Source organism: Synechococcus sp. UW105 (genome assembly GCF_900473935.1).
Classification (GTDB): domain Bacteria; phylum Cyanobacteriota; class Cyanobacteriia; order PCC-6307; family Cyanobiaceae; genus Synechococcus_C.
Map to the genome: position 1 here is coordinate 1 of NZ_UCNN01000007.1, position 15,937 is coordinate 15,937.

General features: G+C 56.3%; 21 protein-coding genes. 13 read left to right on the forward strand and 8 right to left on the reverse strand.

The genetic code is table 11. From position 1 onward, the window contains the following. Positions 1-179 precede the first annotated feature (179 nt). The 3 genes from DXY16_RS01370 (at position 180) to DXY16_RS01380 (ending at position 1,568) form a co-directional block, all read left to right on the forward strand. Positions 180-377, forward strand: a complete 198-nt coding sequence (locus tag DXY16_RS01370; protein ID WP_115118807.1) for a CCRG-2 family RiPP — start codon at positions 180-182, stop codon at positions 375-377. 222 nt (positions 378-599) lie between these two features. Then, on the forward strand, positions 600-755 hold the full coding sequence (locus DXY16_RS14975) for a hypothetical protein (RefSeq protein ID WP_206749540.1): 156 nt from the start codon (positions 600-602) through the stop codon (positions 753-755). A gap of 546 nt (positions 756-1,301) precedes the next feature. Then, positions 1,302-1,568: a hypothetical protein gene (locus DXY16_RS01380; RefSeq protein ID WP_115118811.1), complete on the forward strand. Its 267-nt coding sequence runs from the start codon at positions 1,302-1,304 to the stop codon at positions 1,566-1,568. Here DXY16_RS01380 and DXY16_RS01385 read toward each other — a convergent pair. Both DXY16_RS01385 and DXY16_RS01390 read right to left on the reverse strand, forming a co-directional pair. Then, the gene (locus DXY16_RS01385) at positions 1,565-1,759 is read right to left on the reverse strand and encodes a hypothetical protein (protein ID WP_115118813.1); all 195 of its coding nucleotides are present in this window, start codon (positions 1,757-1,759) and stop codon (positions 1,565-1,567) included. The genes DXY16_RS01380 and DXY16_RS01385 overlap by 4 nt on opposite strands. A 65-nt stretch (positions 1,760-1,824) precedes the next feature. Next, positions 1,825-2,010 (reverse strand): hypothetical protein, encoded by a 186-nt coding sequence (locus tag DXY16_RS01390; protein ID WP_115118815.1) that lies wholly within the window; start codon positions 2,008-2,010, stop codon positions 1,825-1,827. A 131-nt stretch (positions 2,011-2,141) separates the two neighbouring features. On the opposite strand from DXY16_RS01390, the gene DXY16_RS01395 reads away from it, so the two are divergent. Together DXY16_RS01395 and DXY16_RS01400 are read left to right on the forward strand one after the other, a co-directional pair. Further along, positions 2,142-2,435, forward strand: a complete 294-nt coding sequence (locus tag DXY16_RS01395) for a Nif11-like leader peptide family natural product precursor (protein ID WP_115118817.1) — start codon at positions 2,142-2,144, stop codon at positions 2,433-2,435. Positions 2,436-2,617: 182 nt separating this feature from the next. Further along, on the forward strand, positions 2,618-2,872 hold the full coding sequence (locus DXY16_RS01400; protein ID WP_115118819.1) for a Nif11-like leader peptide family natural product precursor: 255 nt from the start codon (positions 2,618-2,620) through the stop codon (positions 2,870-2,872). An 820-nt stretch (positions 2,873-3,692) separates the two neighbouring features. Here DXY16_RS01400 and DXY16_RS01410 read toward each other — a convergent pair. Beyond that, a complete protein-coding gene (locus tag DXY16_RS01410; RefSeq protein ID WP_371410850.1) occupies positions 3,693-5,267 on the reverse strand; it encodes a carboxypeptidase M32 in 1,575 nt (524 codons plus the stop codon). A 175-nt stretch (positions 5,268-5,442) separates the two neighbouring features. Between DXY16_RS01410 and DXY16_RS14530 the strand changes: the two genes are divergently transcribed. Both DXY16_RS14530 and DXY16_RS01415 read left to right on the forward strand, forming a co-directional pair. After that, positions 5,443-5,607, forward strand: coding sequence for a hypothetical protein (locus DXY16_RS14530; protein WP_170953784.1), 165 nt, complete (start codon positions 5,443-5,445; stop codon positions 5,605-5,607). A gap of 173 nt (positions 5,608-5,780) precedes the next feature. Next, the gene (locus DXY16_RS01415; RefSeq protein WP_115118823.1) at positions 5,781-6,071 is read left to right on the forward strand and encodes a hypothetical protein; all 291 of its coding nucleotides are present in this window, start codon (positions 5,781-5,783) and stop codon (positions 6,069-6,071) included. Between the two features lie 41 nt (positions 6,072-6,112). Here DXY16_RS01415 and DXY16_RS15065 read toward each other — a convergent pair whose 3' ends face one another. After that, positions 6,113-6,427 (reverse strand): glycine zipper 2TM domain-containing protein, encoded by a 315-nt coding sequence (locus tag DXY16_RS15065; protein ID WP_244281482.1) that lies wholly within the window; start codon positions 6,425-6,427, stop codon positions 6,113-6,115. A gap of 391 nt (positions 6,428-6,818) precedes the next feature. Between DXY16_RS15065 and DXY16_RS01425 the strand changes: the two genes are divergently transcribed. Both DXY16_RS01425 and DXY16_RS01430 read left to right on the forward strand, forming a co-directional pair. Further along, entirely contained in the window at positions 6,819-7,058 is a 240-nt protein-coding gene (locus tag DXY16_RS01425; protein ID WP_244281483.1) for a hypothetical protein, read from the forward strand. A 51-nt stretch (positions 7,059-7,109) separates the two neighbouring features. Further along, the gene (locus tag DXY16_RS01430; protein ID WP_244281484.1) at positions 7,110-8,021 is read left to right on the forward strand and encodes a histone deacetylase; all 912 of its coding nucleotides are present in this window, start codon (positions 7,110-7,112) and stop codon (positions 8,019-8,021) included. A gap of 429 nt (positions 8,022-8,450) precedes the next feature. Here the strand turns inward: DXY16_RS01430 and DXY16_RS01435 are convergent, their stop codons facing one another. Continuing rightward, the gene (locus tag DXY16_RS01435; protein WP_115118825.1) at positions 8,451-8,801 is read right to left on the reverse strand and encodes a hypothetical protein; all 351 of its coding nucleotides are present in this window, start codon (positions 8,799-8,801) and stop codon (positions 8,451-8,453) included. 157 nt (positions 8,802-8,958) lie between these two features. Further along, complete coding sequence (locus tag DXY16_RS01440; RefSeq protein WP_115118826.1) at positions 8,959-9,201, reverse strand: hypothetical protein; 243 nt, start codon at positions 9,199-9,201, stop codon at positions 8,959-8,961. A 108-nt stretch (positions 9,202-9,309) separates the two neighbouring features. Here DXY16_RS01440 and DXY16_RS01445 point away from each other — a divergent pair, with 108 nt between their 5' ends. The 4 genes from DXY16_RS01445 to DXY16_RS01455 all read left to right on the forward strand — a co-directional run bounded on the left by DXY16_RS01445 (position 9,310) and on the right by DXY16_RS01455 (position 12,829). Beyond that, entirely contained in the window at positions 9,310-9,594 is a 285-nt protein-coding gene (locus DXY16_RS01445) for a 4a-hydroxytetrahydrobiopterin dehydratase (RefSeq protein WP_115118899.1), read from the forward strand. A gap of 60 nt (positions 9,595-9,654) precedes the next feature. After that, the gene (locus tag DXY16_RS01450; protein ID WP_115118901.1) at positions 9,655-10,794 is read left to right on the forward strand and encodes a GTP-binding protein; all 1,140 of its coding nucleotides are present in this window, start codon (positions 9,655-9,657) and stop codon (positions 10,792-10,794) included. Positions 10,795-10,861: 67 nt separating this feature from the next. Then, positions 10,862-11,026, forward strand: a complete 165-nt coding sequence (locus DXY16_RS14535) for a hypothetical protein (protein ID WP_170953782.1) — start codon at positions 10,862-10,864, stop codon at positions 11,024-11,026. Between the two features lie 228 nt (positions 11,027-11,254). Next, entirely contained in the window at positions 11,255-12,829 is a 1,575-nt protein-coding gene (locus DXY16_RS01455; RefSeq protein ID WP_115118903.1) for an iron ABC transporter permease, read from the forward strand. Here DXY16_RS01455 and DXY16_RS01460 read toward each other — a convergent pair. Both DXY16_RS01460 and DXY16_RS01465 read right to left on the reverse strand, forming a co-directional pair. Next, positions 12,808-14,952 (reverse strand): PhoX family phosphatase, encoded by a 2,145-nt coding sequence (locus DXY16_RS01460; protein WP_115118905.1) that lies wholly within the window; start codon positions 14,950-14,952, stop codon positions 12,808-12,810. The genes DXY16_RS01455 and DXY16_RS01460 overlap by 22 nt on opposite strands. After that, on the reverse strand, positions 14,882-15,922 hold the full coding sequence (locus DXY16_RS01465; RefSeq protein WP_115118907.1) for an esterase-like activity of phytase family protein: 1,041 nt from the start codon (positions 15,920-15,922) through the stop codon (positions 14,882-14,884). The genes DXY16_RS01460 and DXY16_RS01465 overlap by 71 nt, the downstream gene beginning before the upstream one ends. Positions 15,923-15,937: the final 15 nt, after the last annotated feature.

Genomic DNA, 15,937 nt, shown 5'->3' on the forward strand with positions numbered 1-15,937 from the left:
GATATGTAGCTCCGACCTTGGACCAGGTACGAGAAGTGTTGGAGCTGTTGGAGTAGCCCCCACCGTGAACTGGTGTGACCAAGATCACAGACACCGTTAACCCAGGTCAATGAAGCGGGTGGCGATCACGGCGATGGTGTGTGAGTCGGAGGGATGACCTCTACTACTAACTGGAAATCATGAACAACAACGAACTCACACTCGATCAACTGCAATCTTTTAGCGGTGCAGGCACAGAAACCCACTGGCACCAAAAACTACGAAACGCAAAGCGCTCTTACGACCTCAAAGCACTTGCAAACTCTGGCGAACTTGTTAAGAAGATGAAATACATCCCTGGTGAAATGTATTCCTTGATTCCCGGAGATATGTATTGATGAGTAATTTTAGGGCTAATGTCACTCGCGACGAGCGGTTTTTTTATTGACTGTGGTGTCTGCACTTGAGTCTCTTGCGGGCATCTGAGCCTTTCACCAGAGCTTCACCAGAACTTGCCTGCTTCCCCACCACAACCATGCACTGGGGTTCACCAGAAATGCTGTGATCTTGAAGGAGACGAGGGGGCAACACCCCCAACTTCAAATCACTCCTTTCAAACCATGACTACTTTCAACACTGACTACAACAACACTGAGCTGCTCGATCAAGAGCTGACTGATGCAGAGCTATCAGTGTCAGATGAACAGCTTGATGGAGTTGCTGGAGGAAGTAATTTCAAACCCCATCCAATTGGTAGGTTCCCATACTGGGCTTGACTTTTGTGGTCCTGGTGGTTCTACCTTTATGACAGCAAAGATCCTGGACGGCTGCCCGCAGTGCTGATCCCGGCGGTGACGACATCTGATCCCCTGCTGCAAACACGATCACCAGCCCCGCCACGTGCGGGGTTTTTTATTGCCAATTGGTTCGCAGCTAAACAACAAGAACTCACCAGCTGAAGACCTAAGAAACGAATAGGACCACTCAATAGACAACACTGACGTGTCGCTATCTCGTGGTCCAAACCTGCCACATCCCTAGCACCAGTCAAGAAACAAATAAATAACCAACTTAAATCAATGAAACACAAACACTATGTAGGCCCAAATAATCCTTCTGTTAATGCAGAAACAGATGTTGCTGCATATCCAATCTCTGAAAGAGAGAAGTATCCATTCGAACATAGGATCTCTGAAGACGAAGCTATCTACCTTCTACCTTCAAGAGAGTATTGTCGTATTAAAGGCGTATCTGAATCTTTTAGCATCTGACCTTATGGCGACGTAGTCGTCACCTACAACCCCTTACAACCATAAAAGACAATGGCTAACAACTATACTCAAATCCTTGACGGTATTGATGACCAAATCGCTGACCTAAGGACAACTCAACCTCAATATGAATTGCAGATGGCTGCACTACAAGCTGCTATCGAAGAGATCCCTGCACGTATTGCTGACCTGGAAGACCTGAAGACACAAACAATGGAGCTTCGCGTAACTCAAGTTGATGTGAACTTGAATCTGCGTCTGACTGGACTTATCTCAAGACAAACAGTACTTCTGTTGGTTCGTGACAGGACCTTCTAAGTAGTTAAATCCAAGGCAAAAGGAACACCATTTTTAGTTACAAACTTCCTTCCGTATGGGTCGCTTGCTTCAACAGCTTCACCTTCTATTTTCTTGCTCCCATTATTGGCTTTTTTGTTTTCATCATTGCCACCGGCAACTTGCTTTAGCTCATCAATTGAGAGTTCATGGTCAGAGCTGGTTTCAGACATGGGAATCAAAACTCTTCTCTAAGTCTAGATGTGGCTTGTCTTTTAGACCATAGCCTAGAAATTTGTCAGGTTTCGATGTGCCACCCATTTATGGTCCATTGGAGAGGCTTATCACCCTCGCCTAAATCCATTTCTTGGCTCGAAGAATTGCTATTGGCCTTCTTGTACCCGCCACCTTGTGCTCTGATACCGCCAGATATTTTCTTCATCTCATCAACTGAGAGCGCATCGTCAGCCTTCTTTTTAGACATGGGAATCAAAACTCTGCTCTTAAGCTAGGCTTGATTCTTGAAGTCGTACATAATTCTAATAAATACTTAACTCAGCCTGAGCTGCGTAATTGCTGAACCAGCGTTACCATCACTTTATCAGCGCCCATCTAATGTCAGAAGAGCAACTCAAAGCCTTTCTCGAAAAAGTCAAAGCTGAGAACAGTCTTCAAGAGAAGCTCAAATCTGCTTCGGATGCTGATGAGGTTGCCAAGATTGCCAAAGATGCAGGATTCAGAATTACGGCTGATGAGCTGAACAAGGTTCAACAAGAGATTCCAGAAGATCAGCTGGAAGGAGTGACTGGGGGTCAAGGTGGTTATGCAAATAAAGGCATAGCTGGAGCCACTACTTTCTGGCAAGTTAAAGCGATGTTTAAGGATGAGATGGATGAGATGATGGGGTGATGGCGTCACCCTATGCCCGCCACAGAAGAGACTCTTGCTAACACAGAGATTTTTATTGCTGCAGAACACCTATCAACCCCACAAAAACTCCACCAATGCCTAGCACTAATCAATAATCAGCCCCGGTGCGAAACGCGTAGTTCCTCCAGCAGTGCTATGACTACTGTGTTAGCACCTATCCCATGTCAGAAGAGCAACTCAAAGCATTCCTGGAAAAAGTCAAAGCTGACACTAGCCTTCGGGAGAAGCTGAAAGCAGCTGCTGATTCTGATGCAGTTCTAGCGATTGCGAAAGAGGCTGGATTTATGATTTCTACTGACGACTTTAAGAACGCTCAATCCGAGATTTCAGAAGATGAACTGGAAGGCGTAGCGGGAGGTTTGTTATTTGTGTTCACCTTTTTTGCAGTTATACCCTGCGTAGCAGGAGATAGATAGCTTGTTGACTTGGATTTACCAGCCTTCCTTTAGCTTAGAGTTTAAACACTCAAAGCCCCTACAACTGCAGGGGCTTTTTATTTCTTCAATAGCCCGCCCAACCCATCAATCAGCCTCCAATACCTGGCACGATTGAGCGGATTTAAGCAGAGATAGATGAAGCAATCAGCTATTCAATAGGCATGAAATCTTCCTCAGTGCCTTTGCTTCGGGAACCGACCGTCTTTTCACGCCTATTTTCAGCAATCGGCTAAAACAACCAGAAGGAGGGCATCTTATACAATACCTTTAAAAAAGAAATATACGAATATGGGATTTGACTGTAACTCTCGTCTGTAATCCTGTAGCCACGAGACTTCCATCTTTCATGGCAGACACGGGGAGCCATCAGGGCAAAATAAGCATTCATCAATGCATAAATACTGGGCCAGTACGGATAAACAGAAGGCAAATAGCAAACTGCGACCATTGCTGCGACATATACGAACAGAATCTTCCACCTAGTTGTGTGAAACCAGAAAAAGAAGCCAAACACAAAGGCAAGGATTGATGCCCACGTGTAACTCACAAATTTATTTTCCGGATAATCATGCGGATTGTTATAAAGAGGCATTATTTATCGAAGGCTTTATGCGTTATACGAGCTTGGTGCCTAAATTCATCCCAAACGCAACGAAACGACTGTTCCAAACCTTGTTGAATTGGTTCCATCAGCTTGATCCAGGCGATCTGAAGCTAGTCGGGCTGCGATGTGATCCACCTTCGCATGAGCTTCAAGCAGCCTGTCGAGCCACCGCAAGCACAGCTTGAGACGCGGGCCTCAATCAGCCATCGGGCGCAATTGGATCAGCTTTGCTTCGAGATAGGTGAGGAAGGGCTGGCTGGATAAGGGATGACCACTCACCTTCGCCACGAGATCCTCTGCATTCAGAGCCCGCCCCACGGAATGCACCTTGTCTCTCAACCAGGCGAGCAGAGGTCTGACATCACCGCTGGCCACGTGCTGCTCAGGAGGACCGATGTCTGCCGTCATCGCCTCACTGAGCTGAGCACTGACTAAGTGCCCCAAAAGATAGGAAGGGAAATAGCCGAAAAGGCCCTCACTCCAGTGAACGTCCTGAAGGCAACCCTGGGCATCGTCGGCAGGGGTGACGCCAAGCAGCTCGCCATAGCGACGGTTCCATTCCCGCGGGAGGTCCTCCACAGGCAACCCTTGCTCCAGCAACGCCAACTCAAGGTCTGTACGGATCATGATGTGAAGCCCATAACTGAGCTCATCCGACTCCACTCGATTCGGACCCGGAACAATCGGATTCATTGCCCGCCACAACATCGTGGCGGAATCAAGAGGCGACCCCTCGGCAGCAAAACGCTGCCACCAACGCTGCGCAAACGCTTCACTGCGCGCCACTCTGTTCTCCCAAAACAGGGACTGACTTTCATGCACCGCCATGGATGTGGCCTGTCCCAACGGCCAGGCGAACCATTGATGACTGGCAGTGGGCAATCCCTGCTCATAAAGGGAATGCCCCCACTCATGAGCGGTCGCCAAGAAACAGGAGAGGGGTTGACCGGTGACCACCCTTGTGGTGAGACGGAAGTCACGCGGACCGAGCGTGATCGAGAACGGGTGAGGTGAAGTGGCCACACAGGTGATCGCTGGATCACGGCCCCATTCCTTCAAGAGCTGATCACACAAACGGTGCTGCTGGGCTGCACTGAGATCCCAATCGACACCACGAGTCGATGGTGCTGCCTGCACCTGATCGAGCAGTTCCGGCAAGCGCTGGCGCAAGGGAGCGAAGAGCTCAAGCAGGCGATCGAGGCGCAGATCAGGTTCGAACGGCTGAGCCAGGGTCTCCCAGCAGCCTCGCGGCTCATCCAACTGACGAGACTGCTCCTGACGCAAACCAATCAGACAGCGAAGTGCCGGTGCGAACAAAGGAAAATCATTGCTGGCACGTGCTTGCTGCCAGCAGTCATACCCTTCAGCCTTTGCGGTAGCGAGAGCTGCCACCAACTCTGGATCCTGCCGCTGCTGACGGCGCAGATCCTGCTCCAGCAGCTCCAGATTCCTGCCCCGCTCCTGTTCATCACGCTCTGAGAGCTGCTCAAGGCGACGGGCATGCTGCCAATCAGCACGAGCTTCAGCGACAAGCGCGGCGTAATCAGCCGAACTCTGGCGCTGATGCAACTGACGGGCCAGCAGCGTCAGTTGCTCGCCTCTCCAGGGGGCACCTCCAGCGGGCATCCGGGTGTTCTGATCCCAATAGAGCGTGCTTTGAATGCTGCCAAGAAGCCGGGTCTCATGGAGATGACGACCGAGACGATCCCATGCGGTTTTACCGCTCACTCCGATCTCCCGTCCTGTGATCAGACCAGCCTGGCAAACCAAGCGACAGATGCGCCTTACGCCTCTGCAGTCACGAACACAACCACTCAGCCGAGATTGTCTGAGATGTCAAACCAGGTCTGAAAGGAAAGAGGCGGCAAAGAAACAGATTGCCCCCAAGGGAACACATCAAAGGCAGGTCAGGCCATCGTCGAAGACGTCAACGCACAAGACCACCATGCTGAAAGAAGATTGGATCCGTCTGGCGATGCCTGCCGCGATCACGCTGCTGGCTGCAGCAATCATCGTGAGCCCATTTACAGCGAAGGCACAACTGGACGGAGCGACCGTCCATGTGAAACAGGCCTGGGGCGATCGCTGGGACATCAACGACTGCAGATAGCCCTCCACCAGACAGATCAGCCTCAAGCAGTGAAAGAACCGTCGGCACTCGCAATCCCAAGGAGAGCACCAAGCCCATGAGCAAGATCACATTCCCAAGTGATCTTGCTCAAGTCATCAAGCCGACAACGGTCTGAGGGTGGCTGGCAACAGACCCGAGAACCCTCCAGCGCCATGGCATATCAACGCCCTCGCACGAGCCTCGCCATCACCGTTGCCCTCAGCGTGGGCATGCTCGCCACCTCGCCACAAAGCCAAGCCAGAGGATGGTTCGCCTGTGCGGTGGAACGAAGCAGCGGAAACAAGGCGCTGGTGGTGGGAACAGAGGAGGTGAGCCTGGATCCAGCCGTGCCGTTTCAGGCCATCCCCATGCCACCCAACCCGAAACTGATGCTGGCCTCCGGGGCGACTGCAGGCCGCTGTTATCTCACTGACCGCCAGGAACGTGCTGTGCTCAACCGCTGAGCAGACAAGGCAGGCCCACTGAGCGAAACGCTGGGATTCGCTCAGCCTCCATCCACCTGACAACCCACCAAAGCACCGGCAGCACCGCCCAAAGGCACACCGATCCAGCGACCATTGCCTCGCGAAAGTGCTGCACCAAGGCCCGCCCCAAGCAAGCCACCGATCACGCTGCCCTCGACACAGCTGTTGGTGTCTGGATCACTCACCGTGGTGGAGGAACGATCCCTCTCATCATCAGCGTCATCGAAATCGTCGAGGAACACTGAATCGCCGTGGTGATCGGCAAGCACCGGAAGCACACTGCAGGTGCAGACGGTGAACAACGCCAGGCCGGTGATGGCAAGCGCGCGTTTCATGGCGAGACGAATGCAACCCACCAAGCCTGCTGCTCCTGGGCTCAGAAGCGTGACTGAAACACATCGAATATCCATTCAGATGTGACTGAGTCAGACACGGCCCTCAGGGCTGAAATGCACCTCACGACCAGCCACCCTGCCATCCGCTGCTTGTCAGGACTTCTTCACAAGCGATCAGACCCAGGCGTGGAGGCTTCGAGGCCCACACAAGGAACACAGGCCGAAATCATGGCAAGTTGCCAGATGGCTTAAGCAGAGCCGAGGCTCATCAAAGCAGTGAAGCTGACGATGTGCCCCAGCCAGTCTGAGTGAGCTGCGCTCACCCACCAGGGTGATGAAGAACGACTAAGGATGATCCCGCCTGATCCCGGAATTGTCAGACTCTGAAAACATGACCGGAGGTTGTCTCGTGAGCGACCCAATCAAAGCGCCGGCCTGCCACCTGAGCTGGACCGTCACAAAGGTGTCCGGACGGCTGTTTGCAGTAGCCGCCACCTTGAACGGCGCCGACTATGACTTCGTTGGCAACTTCCAGTCGTTAAGAGAGGCCCATGCTGCCGGACGCCTCTATGCCAGCAATCTCGCGCATCACCAACTGAGCACCCACAGGCTGATCTCCAAAGCAGCCTGAACCGCGGTTCAAATCCATCAGACTGTGCCGGTGGTTTGATTTGAACCGGCTGTGCTGCCGCTTGTCTACCACCCTCTGTATTCAGCCCCCCTACCGAGCAGCCATCGCTTCCCGATGGCCAAATTCAAGCTGCTCTATCACCATCTGCTGCACAGCTCCCTCATTCAGGAACAACAGATCCACCGGCCACTGAGCATCAGCAGGCGTGATCTCGAACTCGCGCACAATCGGCAGTACCACCAATCTTTTTGCCGGGGCAGCCTCACCCGTGAAGAGCAACGCCGCATTGGCCTGCCATGCACCCGTCCCCTGGTGCAGCGCACCTGGCTGGCAGTAGGAGGCACCCTGCTCACAGCTCGTCTGGCACTCGAGACAGGCTTGGCCTGCCATCTTGCCGGTGGCACCCACCATGCGCATCCCAGCTTCGGCAGCGGGTTCTGCATCTTCAATGACTGTGCCGTCGCCGCCTCAGTGCTGCTTCAGCAAGCCTTTGTGCAGCAGGTGCTGGTGATCGATCTGGACGTCCACCAAGGGGATGGGACCGCCGCCATCTTCGCCCAGGAGCCAAGGGTGTTCACCCTGTCGGTGCATGCCGCCAGCAACTTTCCTCTGCGCAAGGTGAGCAGCGACTTAGACATCCCCCTTGAGGATCAAGCCGATGATGAGGCCTACATGGCTGCCATCGGTGATCTATTACCAGATCTACTGGATCACCTGAAGCCAGATCTCGTTTTCTACAACGCAGGTGTAGACCCACATCGCGACGACAAGCTTGGACGACTTCGCCTCACCGACCAGGGATTGCTGAATCGCGACCGCCTGGTGATTGACGCCTGTTTACGCAGAAGCCTTCCGATCGCCACCGTGATCGGCGGCGGCTACGACGCGATCACCCCGCTCGTAGAACGGCACGCAATCGTATTCAGGGCAGCCGTCGAACAGGCCAGGCTCTTCGGGATCTAACACCGTGGCCTACAACATCAGCTGACTCAGCAAAAGCTTGAAACAGCAATGCATGACGCCTCACCTTTGACACTCACACCAACACTCACCTTTTTGAAAACCAATACACCCGGGCAAAAAGCAACAAGCTTTAGACACAAAGAAGCTGCTTGACAAAGGCTCTCCCGTCAAGCAGATACGGAATGCCCACGATGCGCCCAACACAAACGAGCACAACTGGTGTCAACCCAGCAGGAAGATTGAAACCAAAAGGCCTACAAGAAGGCTACGAACATAAGGCTGTATACCGACTGGACAACACTTCCCAACGACGATCGCCTCAACACAAGCAACCTCACCCCTATCCCTTCAGCCGCAACCCTTCGAGACCGGCTCATAACAGGCAGAGCCACAAAACCATTCAGGGAACCACAACAGAAGGCTTACTGCCTAGGTAACAACGTTGCCGTAATAGCGCCTGACATCAGGCTTGATCCAGAAGATCAGAAGCGGGATCGTGACCGGCAGGCAACACATGCTGGTCATACCGATGGCAATCAAAACAAGAATCCACACCCAAACCCATGGCTTCGGAGGCAGAAAGAGTGGAACAAATGAGATCACAAGACAAGGTATCCCTAAAACAAGAAAGACCAAACCAGTAACGAAAGCCTCTTCTTCGCCTGACAGAAACATCAAGGGCGACAAAAGAATCAAAATTAAATACATCAAAGACAACGCACCCATATACACCTTTGCCCAGAGAACAACACCAGGCCTCTTGACAGGAGCAACAGTCATTCGCTCAAACTAACTGTCTGAAGACTAGGACAGGGACCCAAGCCCTTTCCACTGATTAGAGAGGTAGAGCCACTACCTGCGAAAGCAATTAAACCAATAGAAGCATTATCTAAAAAGGCCAATCGAAGAGGGAATCAAGCAATCAGGACGGCTTGAACTAGCTTCCATCGCTCTTGCGGCAATAGCCTCCACCTGCATTGGCCCATCCCGAAGGGCAAGCCTCACCCTTCGACGGTTGCACGGTGTGGGTCATCAGCCCAAGAGTGCTGCAGGTCCCCTTAGCAGTATCCACATATCCCATTGGACAGATCTCCCGGAGCTTGGGGACCACGCGCTGGCCCCAAGCTCCAGGCGCACAAACTGAATGGATGAGGGCACCACCAACGGCGGTGGCACCCATGACGCCTCCCACCAGTCTCCAGTGTTGGAGCTTCACACCATCAAGACATTGACATCCACACGTTAGGCAGCTTGTTCAACCCAGACTGAGCGCAGATCAGCCAGAACCATGGCAACAACCCTGCTCAATCAAGCGGAGATCCAGGCACTTCCCCAGACCCTGCCTCAATGGCAACTGGTGGATGGGAGGCTTGAACGCCACTGGACGTTTTCCAATTTCGTGAGCGCCTGGGGATTCATGAGCCAGGTCGCCCTGCTGGCAGAAGCCATGAACCACCATCCCAACTGGAGCAACGTTTATTCCCGTGTCACGATCCAACTGAGCACCCATGATCTGGGCGGACTTTCCAATCTCGACCTCGACCTGGCGCGGGCGATCGACGCGCTGAGCTGATCCCTGCCAGCATGAGCAAATCTGGCGGCCGATGAGCGCCCTTTTCACCTGCGACAGCCAATGACCGCTTCATCTCCCAGTACAGAGATCCAGACCAGCGGTGTGCCGGTCACCATTCTTACGGGCTTCCTGGGGGCAGGCAAAACCACTCTGCTCAATCACATCCTCACCAATCAAAACGGCATGAAGACAGCCGTTCTCGTGAATGAATTCGGAGAAATCGGCATCGACAACGACCTGGTGGTCAGTGCCGGCGACGACATGGTGGAACTCAGCAACGGCTGCATCTGCTGTTCGATCAACGACGAGCTGCTCGAGGCAGTGGACAGGGTCCTGGACCGACCTCAGCCAGTCGATTATTTAGTCGTCGAAACCACTGGTCTGGCGGACCCCTTGCCGGTTGCCATGACCTTCCTTGGCAGCGAGCTACGAGACAAGACCCGGCTCGATTCGATCATCACTCTCGTTGATGCGGAGAATTTCGACAACCAGCTTCTGGCGAGTGAAGTTGGACGTTCCCAAGTTGTGTATGGCGACATTCTTCTCCTGAACAAGACAGACCTCGTTGACGAGGAGCGCCTCCAGGGCATCGAGCAGAAGCTTTGCGATGTCAAGAAGGATGCACGCATCCTGCGCTCCGTCAAAGGCGACGTACCGCTTCCTCTGCTCCTAAGCGTGGGTCTGTTTGAAAGCGATCGGGTCGTCAGCCCAGCCGAGCATGAGCATGAGCACGGGCATGAGCACGGGCATGAGCACCATCACCATGGCGGGCATGAGCACGACCATGAGCCCCACAACCATGGCGAACACGGGCACCATCACCACGACCACGACCACGACCACGACCACGACCACGACCACGACCACGGCCATAACCATGCCGACCACTTAGCGATCGAGGGGTACACATCCCTCTCCTTCAAAAGCGATGGACCCTTCTCCTTACGCAAATTTCAGTATTTCCTCGACAATCAGCTCCCCTCCTCTGTGTTCCGTGCCAAGGGGATCCTCTGGTTCAACGAAAGCGAGCGGCGACATGTGTTTCACCTTGCGGGCAAACGCTTCTCCATCGATGACAGCGACTGGCCCGGAGCGCGCAAGAACCAGCTGGTGATCATCGGCCGCGATCTCGACCACAGCTGTTTGCGCAAGCAACTTCAGGCCTGTGTGGCCAAGGATGCTGGCAAAGGATTCAGCTAACACACGCCTCTGGATGACAGGGCTGCAATTACGACAAGCAGGATCTGGTCAACGTGTTTAAGGTGACATGACTTTGGGAGACGGCATGGTTGAACTCCTTACCGCAGCGCTCGCGCTCACAGCAATCTGCGTTGCTGTGCTGATGCTTGCCGACTCCGACGACGACAACAGCGGTGGCGGCCTCATGGAACCCTCCCTCGTTCCCATTCCGATTCGAACCAACCGGCGCTGAAGGTGCCGTGATCACCATGCGACTCATCCCCGCCCAAGAGGCGGGTTTTTTGATGCCTGCAGCGACCAACACAAAGCGCTATTGCGTATCATTATCATCGTCCCGATACGCGCTAATGCGGTTCAGTTTGAACAGGGCCTTCTGGCTACGAACCGCATCCCTCTCGAGACTCCTGGCTTCGGCACTGAAGGGCAAAGCCGTGGAGCTGATGACTGCTAATCGCTGGCGATGAGTCAGCCAGCTGGGTCACCAAGCCCCTCGAAACGCATCCTCTGGGGACCAAACCGCAGGCTGCTCAGCCTTCTGGCCATGCTGCTGGCAGTGCTGGCGCTGCTCCCCCTGGTCGGGCTAATTGGAGCAGGGCTCCAAGGGATGAGGGATGGGTCAGCCAGTCTGGGCGCCGATGGTGTTGAGCAGATCAGAGGCACGATCAGCCTGCTGATCGGCACCACCTTGCTGGGCTCCCTAGTCGGCACTACCAATGGCTGGCTCCTCGCCAATTGCCGCTTCCCAGGACGCCGACTCCTGCGCATCGCTCAGCTGATTCCGCTGGCCACCCCCTCCTACCTCCTCGCCGCCACCTTGGTGGACCTTGGCAGCCCCCATGGTGTGCGCATCTATGGCCTCGGTTGGGGGGTGGTGGTGATGGCACTCTCCACCTATCCCTACGTCTTTCTCCTAAGCACGGAAAGTTTCACGATCTGCGGCCGCCGCCAACTGGAGGCCTGTCGCTGCCTTGGCGTCGGCCCCTGGAACAGCTTCTGGCGGATCGCGCTGCCAATGGCAATGCCAGCAATCGGTGCCGGCATTGCCCTCATGGGCATGGAGGTGGTGAATGAACTTGGCGCTGTGCGCCTGCTCGGCATCCCCAGCCTCTCCTCGGGAATCCTCCAGGCCTGGGAAACGGAGGGCAACCCTGCCGGTGCTGTTGGTCTGGCCCTGATCACCCTCTGCATCGTGATGGTGCTGCTGGGAGGAGAGCGTCAGATGCGTCGGCGCAGTCGTCGCTGGTCAGAAGGAGTCGCCGGAGGCGAATCCCCGGCTTGGCCCCTGCATGGAGGCCGGGCGATCACAGCGCAGCTGCTTGGCTCCATTCCACCCCTGCTGAGCCTGGGCACTCCTCTGCTCTGGGCGGGCATGAACGTTGACCAACTCGGACAAGGGCTCTCACCCGAACTACTGCTGCTCACGGGGCGAAGCTTCGGCCTAGCCCTTGCCGCCGCCGGGATTGCACTCGTGGCAGCCCTGCTGCTTTCCATCGCCAAACGCTGGAGCCAAGCCCGCTGGCTCCAAAGCCTCACCTTCCTCGCTGGCATGGGCTACGCGATCCCAGGCGTGGTGCTGGCCTTAGGCCTGCTGCTGCTGGGCGGGCCATGGCAACTGGCCCCACTCCTGCTCCTGCTCTGGGGGTACAGCGATCGCTTTCTGGCCGTCGCCAAAGGAGGCCTCGACGCCGCCTTGGAACGACTCTCCCCCAGCCTCGACGAGGCGGCCACCGGCCTCGGCTGTCGATGGCCTGATGTGCTGCAACGCATTCATTTACCACTGCTGCGCGGCCCGCTTGCTGTGGGTGGCTTACTGGTGTTCGTCGACACCGTGAAAGAACTACCGCTCACCTTGTCCTTACGCCCCTTCGACTTCGACACGCTGTCAGTTCGGGTGTATCAGTACGCCAGCGATGAGCGTCTGGCGGCAGCGCTATGGCCAACGCTCATGATTCTGGCCCTCGGCCTGATGGCATCTCTGGCTCTGGTGCCAGGTCTCGACCACAGCCCCAAGGATCAGAACCCGGTCAAAGATTGACCGTCTCGGCGCTGAACCGCCACCACCCCCGGTCGCGGTGGGCGAGCTGGTGCTTGGGCTGGCCAGTTTGACCCCAATGGCACCGTGCGTAACTGCTTGATCGGCTGGCCATCGCTGTCCTGAACCTGATGGGCCTGCACAACCTCAGCCCCTTGAAGGCGACGGCCATTGCGCTCACCTGGATGCTGAACCGCCAGGAACAGACTGCGCTCCTGACCATCAAGGCTGAGGCCGCAGAGTTCCGATTCCATCGGAGCAATCGCGAAACAGGCTGCCAACTCCGCGCTGCCTTTCGCTGCACGGGGAATGAACCAGCAAGTGTTATTGCCGAAGACGTCTGCATCTTGGCCGACGTGATCGGTCACAACCCAAAGATTCCCGCCGCGATCGATGGCAAGGTTGTCGGGATTGGAGAATCCCAGCCCTCCGCACCAGGGTTCCCCCCCGGTGGCAGCCATGCGCCACCGAAAGCGGCAACCATCCACCTCACTGATCCGCATCACCCAGCCATGCGACCAGGTGGCTTGGCCATCAGGGCCTCGAAAAATCGCCGGGTCTGCTCCGCCCTGACCATCGGCAGTCCCTGAGGTGAAGGCCACCAGCAGGTCACCGCTGATCGGGTCGAGTTCGGTGTCTTCGGGGCGCGCCGTCGGCGTAGCCCCAATCGCACTCGCGGCGAGATGGGCATCCACCAAGATGGCCCCCTGCAAGGCGTCACCTTTGCCCAGGTAGAGGCTGGCCAAATCAGGGTAAAGGCGGGCATAAGCGGCCACGGCCTCATCGTCACGAAAGAGCTCTGCACCCGCTTGGCTTCGATCGCAATGGGGCAAGGCAAGCGGACAGTCGATCCCCGCCGCCGCATACGCGCTCGGGAGAAAAGGCCGCACAGACGTCTCGGGACGCAAAGGCAGCCACTCCCCACTGCCATCGGGACTGAAGCGGGCCACCTGCAGCTCACCCTTCTCAAGCAAGCGCGAATTGGACGGATCCTGAGGCGAACTAAGCCGTTCCGCACTGACATAGCGATAGAGATGCCCCCCACGGCGATCACAGCCCGAATACACCTGCAGGTATTCACCGGCCACAGCCCGCACCGCCACAGCTTCGTGGCGAAAGCGCCCAAGAGCGGAATGTTTCAGCACGGTTGAGTGCGGATCCAGCGGATCAATCTCCACCATCCAGCCGTACTTGTTGCCGGCGAGACCATAGACATTGCCCAGCCCCTTAAGACGCCCCTCCCGACACTCAAAGGGGCAAGCCTGCAGTGCCTGGGCACTGCCATCGGCATACACCGCCTCTGGCACTTGAACCTGAAAGTTTTCCTCGGCACTGAGCACCGTGCCCCAGGGGGTCATGCCTCCGGCGCAGTTCGCGAAGGTGCCGATCACAGCGGTACCAAGTCCATCGTCGTAACCAATCCGGCTAGAGGCCGAGAACACCGCCTGAGCAGGGCCTGTGGTCTGAAGACAACGCTCCGGCTTGTACCAACCAGCCAGACCATCAATACGGCGCTCACGAGGATCCAGATGCCGAGTCCACACCCCCTGAGCCGACCGGCGCAGGTGAATCACCCCGATTCCCAGATCAGCCATGGCCTGATCACTCACAGTCCGGATCAGATCCAAAAGCGGATCATCAGACTCCAGAGCACTCGCATCAATCACACCGCCGCGGGACGCCAACGCATCCACCAAGCCTTGCCAGGGCAGCGGTGCAGCGATCACGTCCGCAAAGCCATCCGCCCATGGCCGAGGGCTGATGTATTCGAAATTGACGCTCAGTAGGGCGCGGTCCGTCCCCAGAGCCACAAAGCCGAGATAGTCGTTGTTGAAGCCAAACCGACCATTGGCAAGCGGGTCTCCCCAAGCCGCGATGAGATCGGCTCGGAACTCCTCAGGCACGACCAGCCGGTCGTCGATGCTCACGCGGCGATACACCTCCCTCTGCTCAGCAGTGGAGAGACCATCACTGTCCAGCGGCAAGGGTGTGGCCACGGGCGTGAACGGCCAGGAGGGCCCTGTCGAGGTCGACAAGGCAGAAGCCACTCCTTCCTCAGTCGACTGAGAGAGCACCAGGCCCGCACTGCCAAGACCGAGCAGGCTGAGCGCCGAACGGCGATGCATGACGAGGAGCCAACACGGTGACCCAGCTTCGCTGAAGCGGGTTGAAGTTGTCGTCGCTCACGGCTACAAGAGTGCGCCGTCCGTCCGGAAGCCGCGGCCCCCAGGCCAATCCCTCCCAATTATCCGCCGGCAGACCAGCATCGAGAAGATCCCATCCCACGAGAGGCTGGAGCACCGGAGCGCCGGAATGAAGCACTAACCGCGCCCCCCACTGAGCAGGAGGCTGATAACGACGCACCAGAGCCAGAACACCGGGGTGATCCTGCAAGGCCAGCAATTCGGTCAGACCTTGCACCATGGACGATGAACGAACGGCAGGTCCAATCGGGAGAGACCCGAGCTCGCTCCAGCCTCCATCCAGGCTGAACGCAGCAAGCCGAACCTGATCGAAACCAACGACAGACTTGTCCTGAAGCAAGGGTGCTTCCGCTGCAACGAGCAGGGAACCATCCGCACGAGAGGTGAGAGATTCAGGTCCCTTATTGGTCGCTAGCCCAAAGCCATCGGAGAACTGCCAGGTCCGAGGCAGATCCCATTGCTGCTCAAGGCGTCCGTCCCGCAGAGACACCCGCAGAAGCTGAGCCGGACGATCGTGTTGCCGGTGACCTTCGCTGACGATCCAGGCCTGGTCGCCTCGCAACACCAGCCCCTCTCCATCGAGACGCACCGGCAACGGTTTGCCTTGTGACCTGCGCAGCATGAGACTCAGCCCCATCTCCAGAGGCCGGCCGGTTTGAATCCAACGGGCCAAGCCCCGAACAGGCACCAGATGCCCCTGAGGCGCATCACTCAGCAACCAGAGCTTGTCATCATCAGCCGCATACGCCGCCGCTGAAAACCCACCCAGCGGCTTGCCATCATCCGCCCGTCGAGGCAAGGCCTGCTGCCGCACCAGCTCCCAACCTGCCGATAGCGGGCAAGGGAGAGCATCAGTCCAGGACGGCAGATCCACGGCGGTCATCGGTCCCATCCGGAAGCCAGCCCC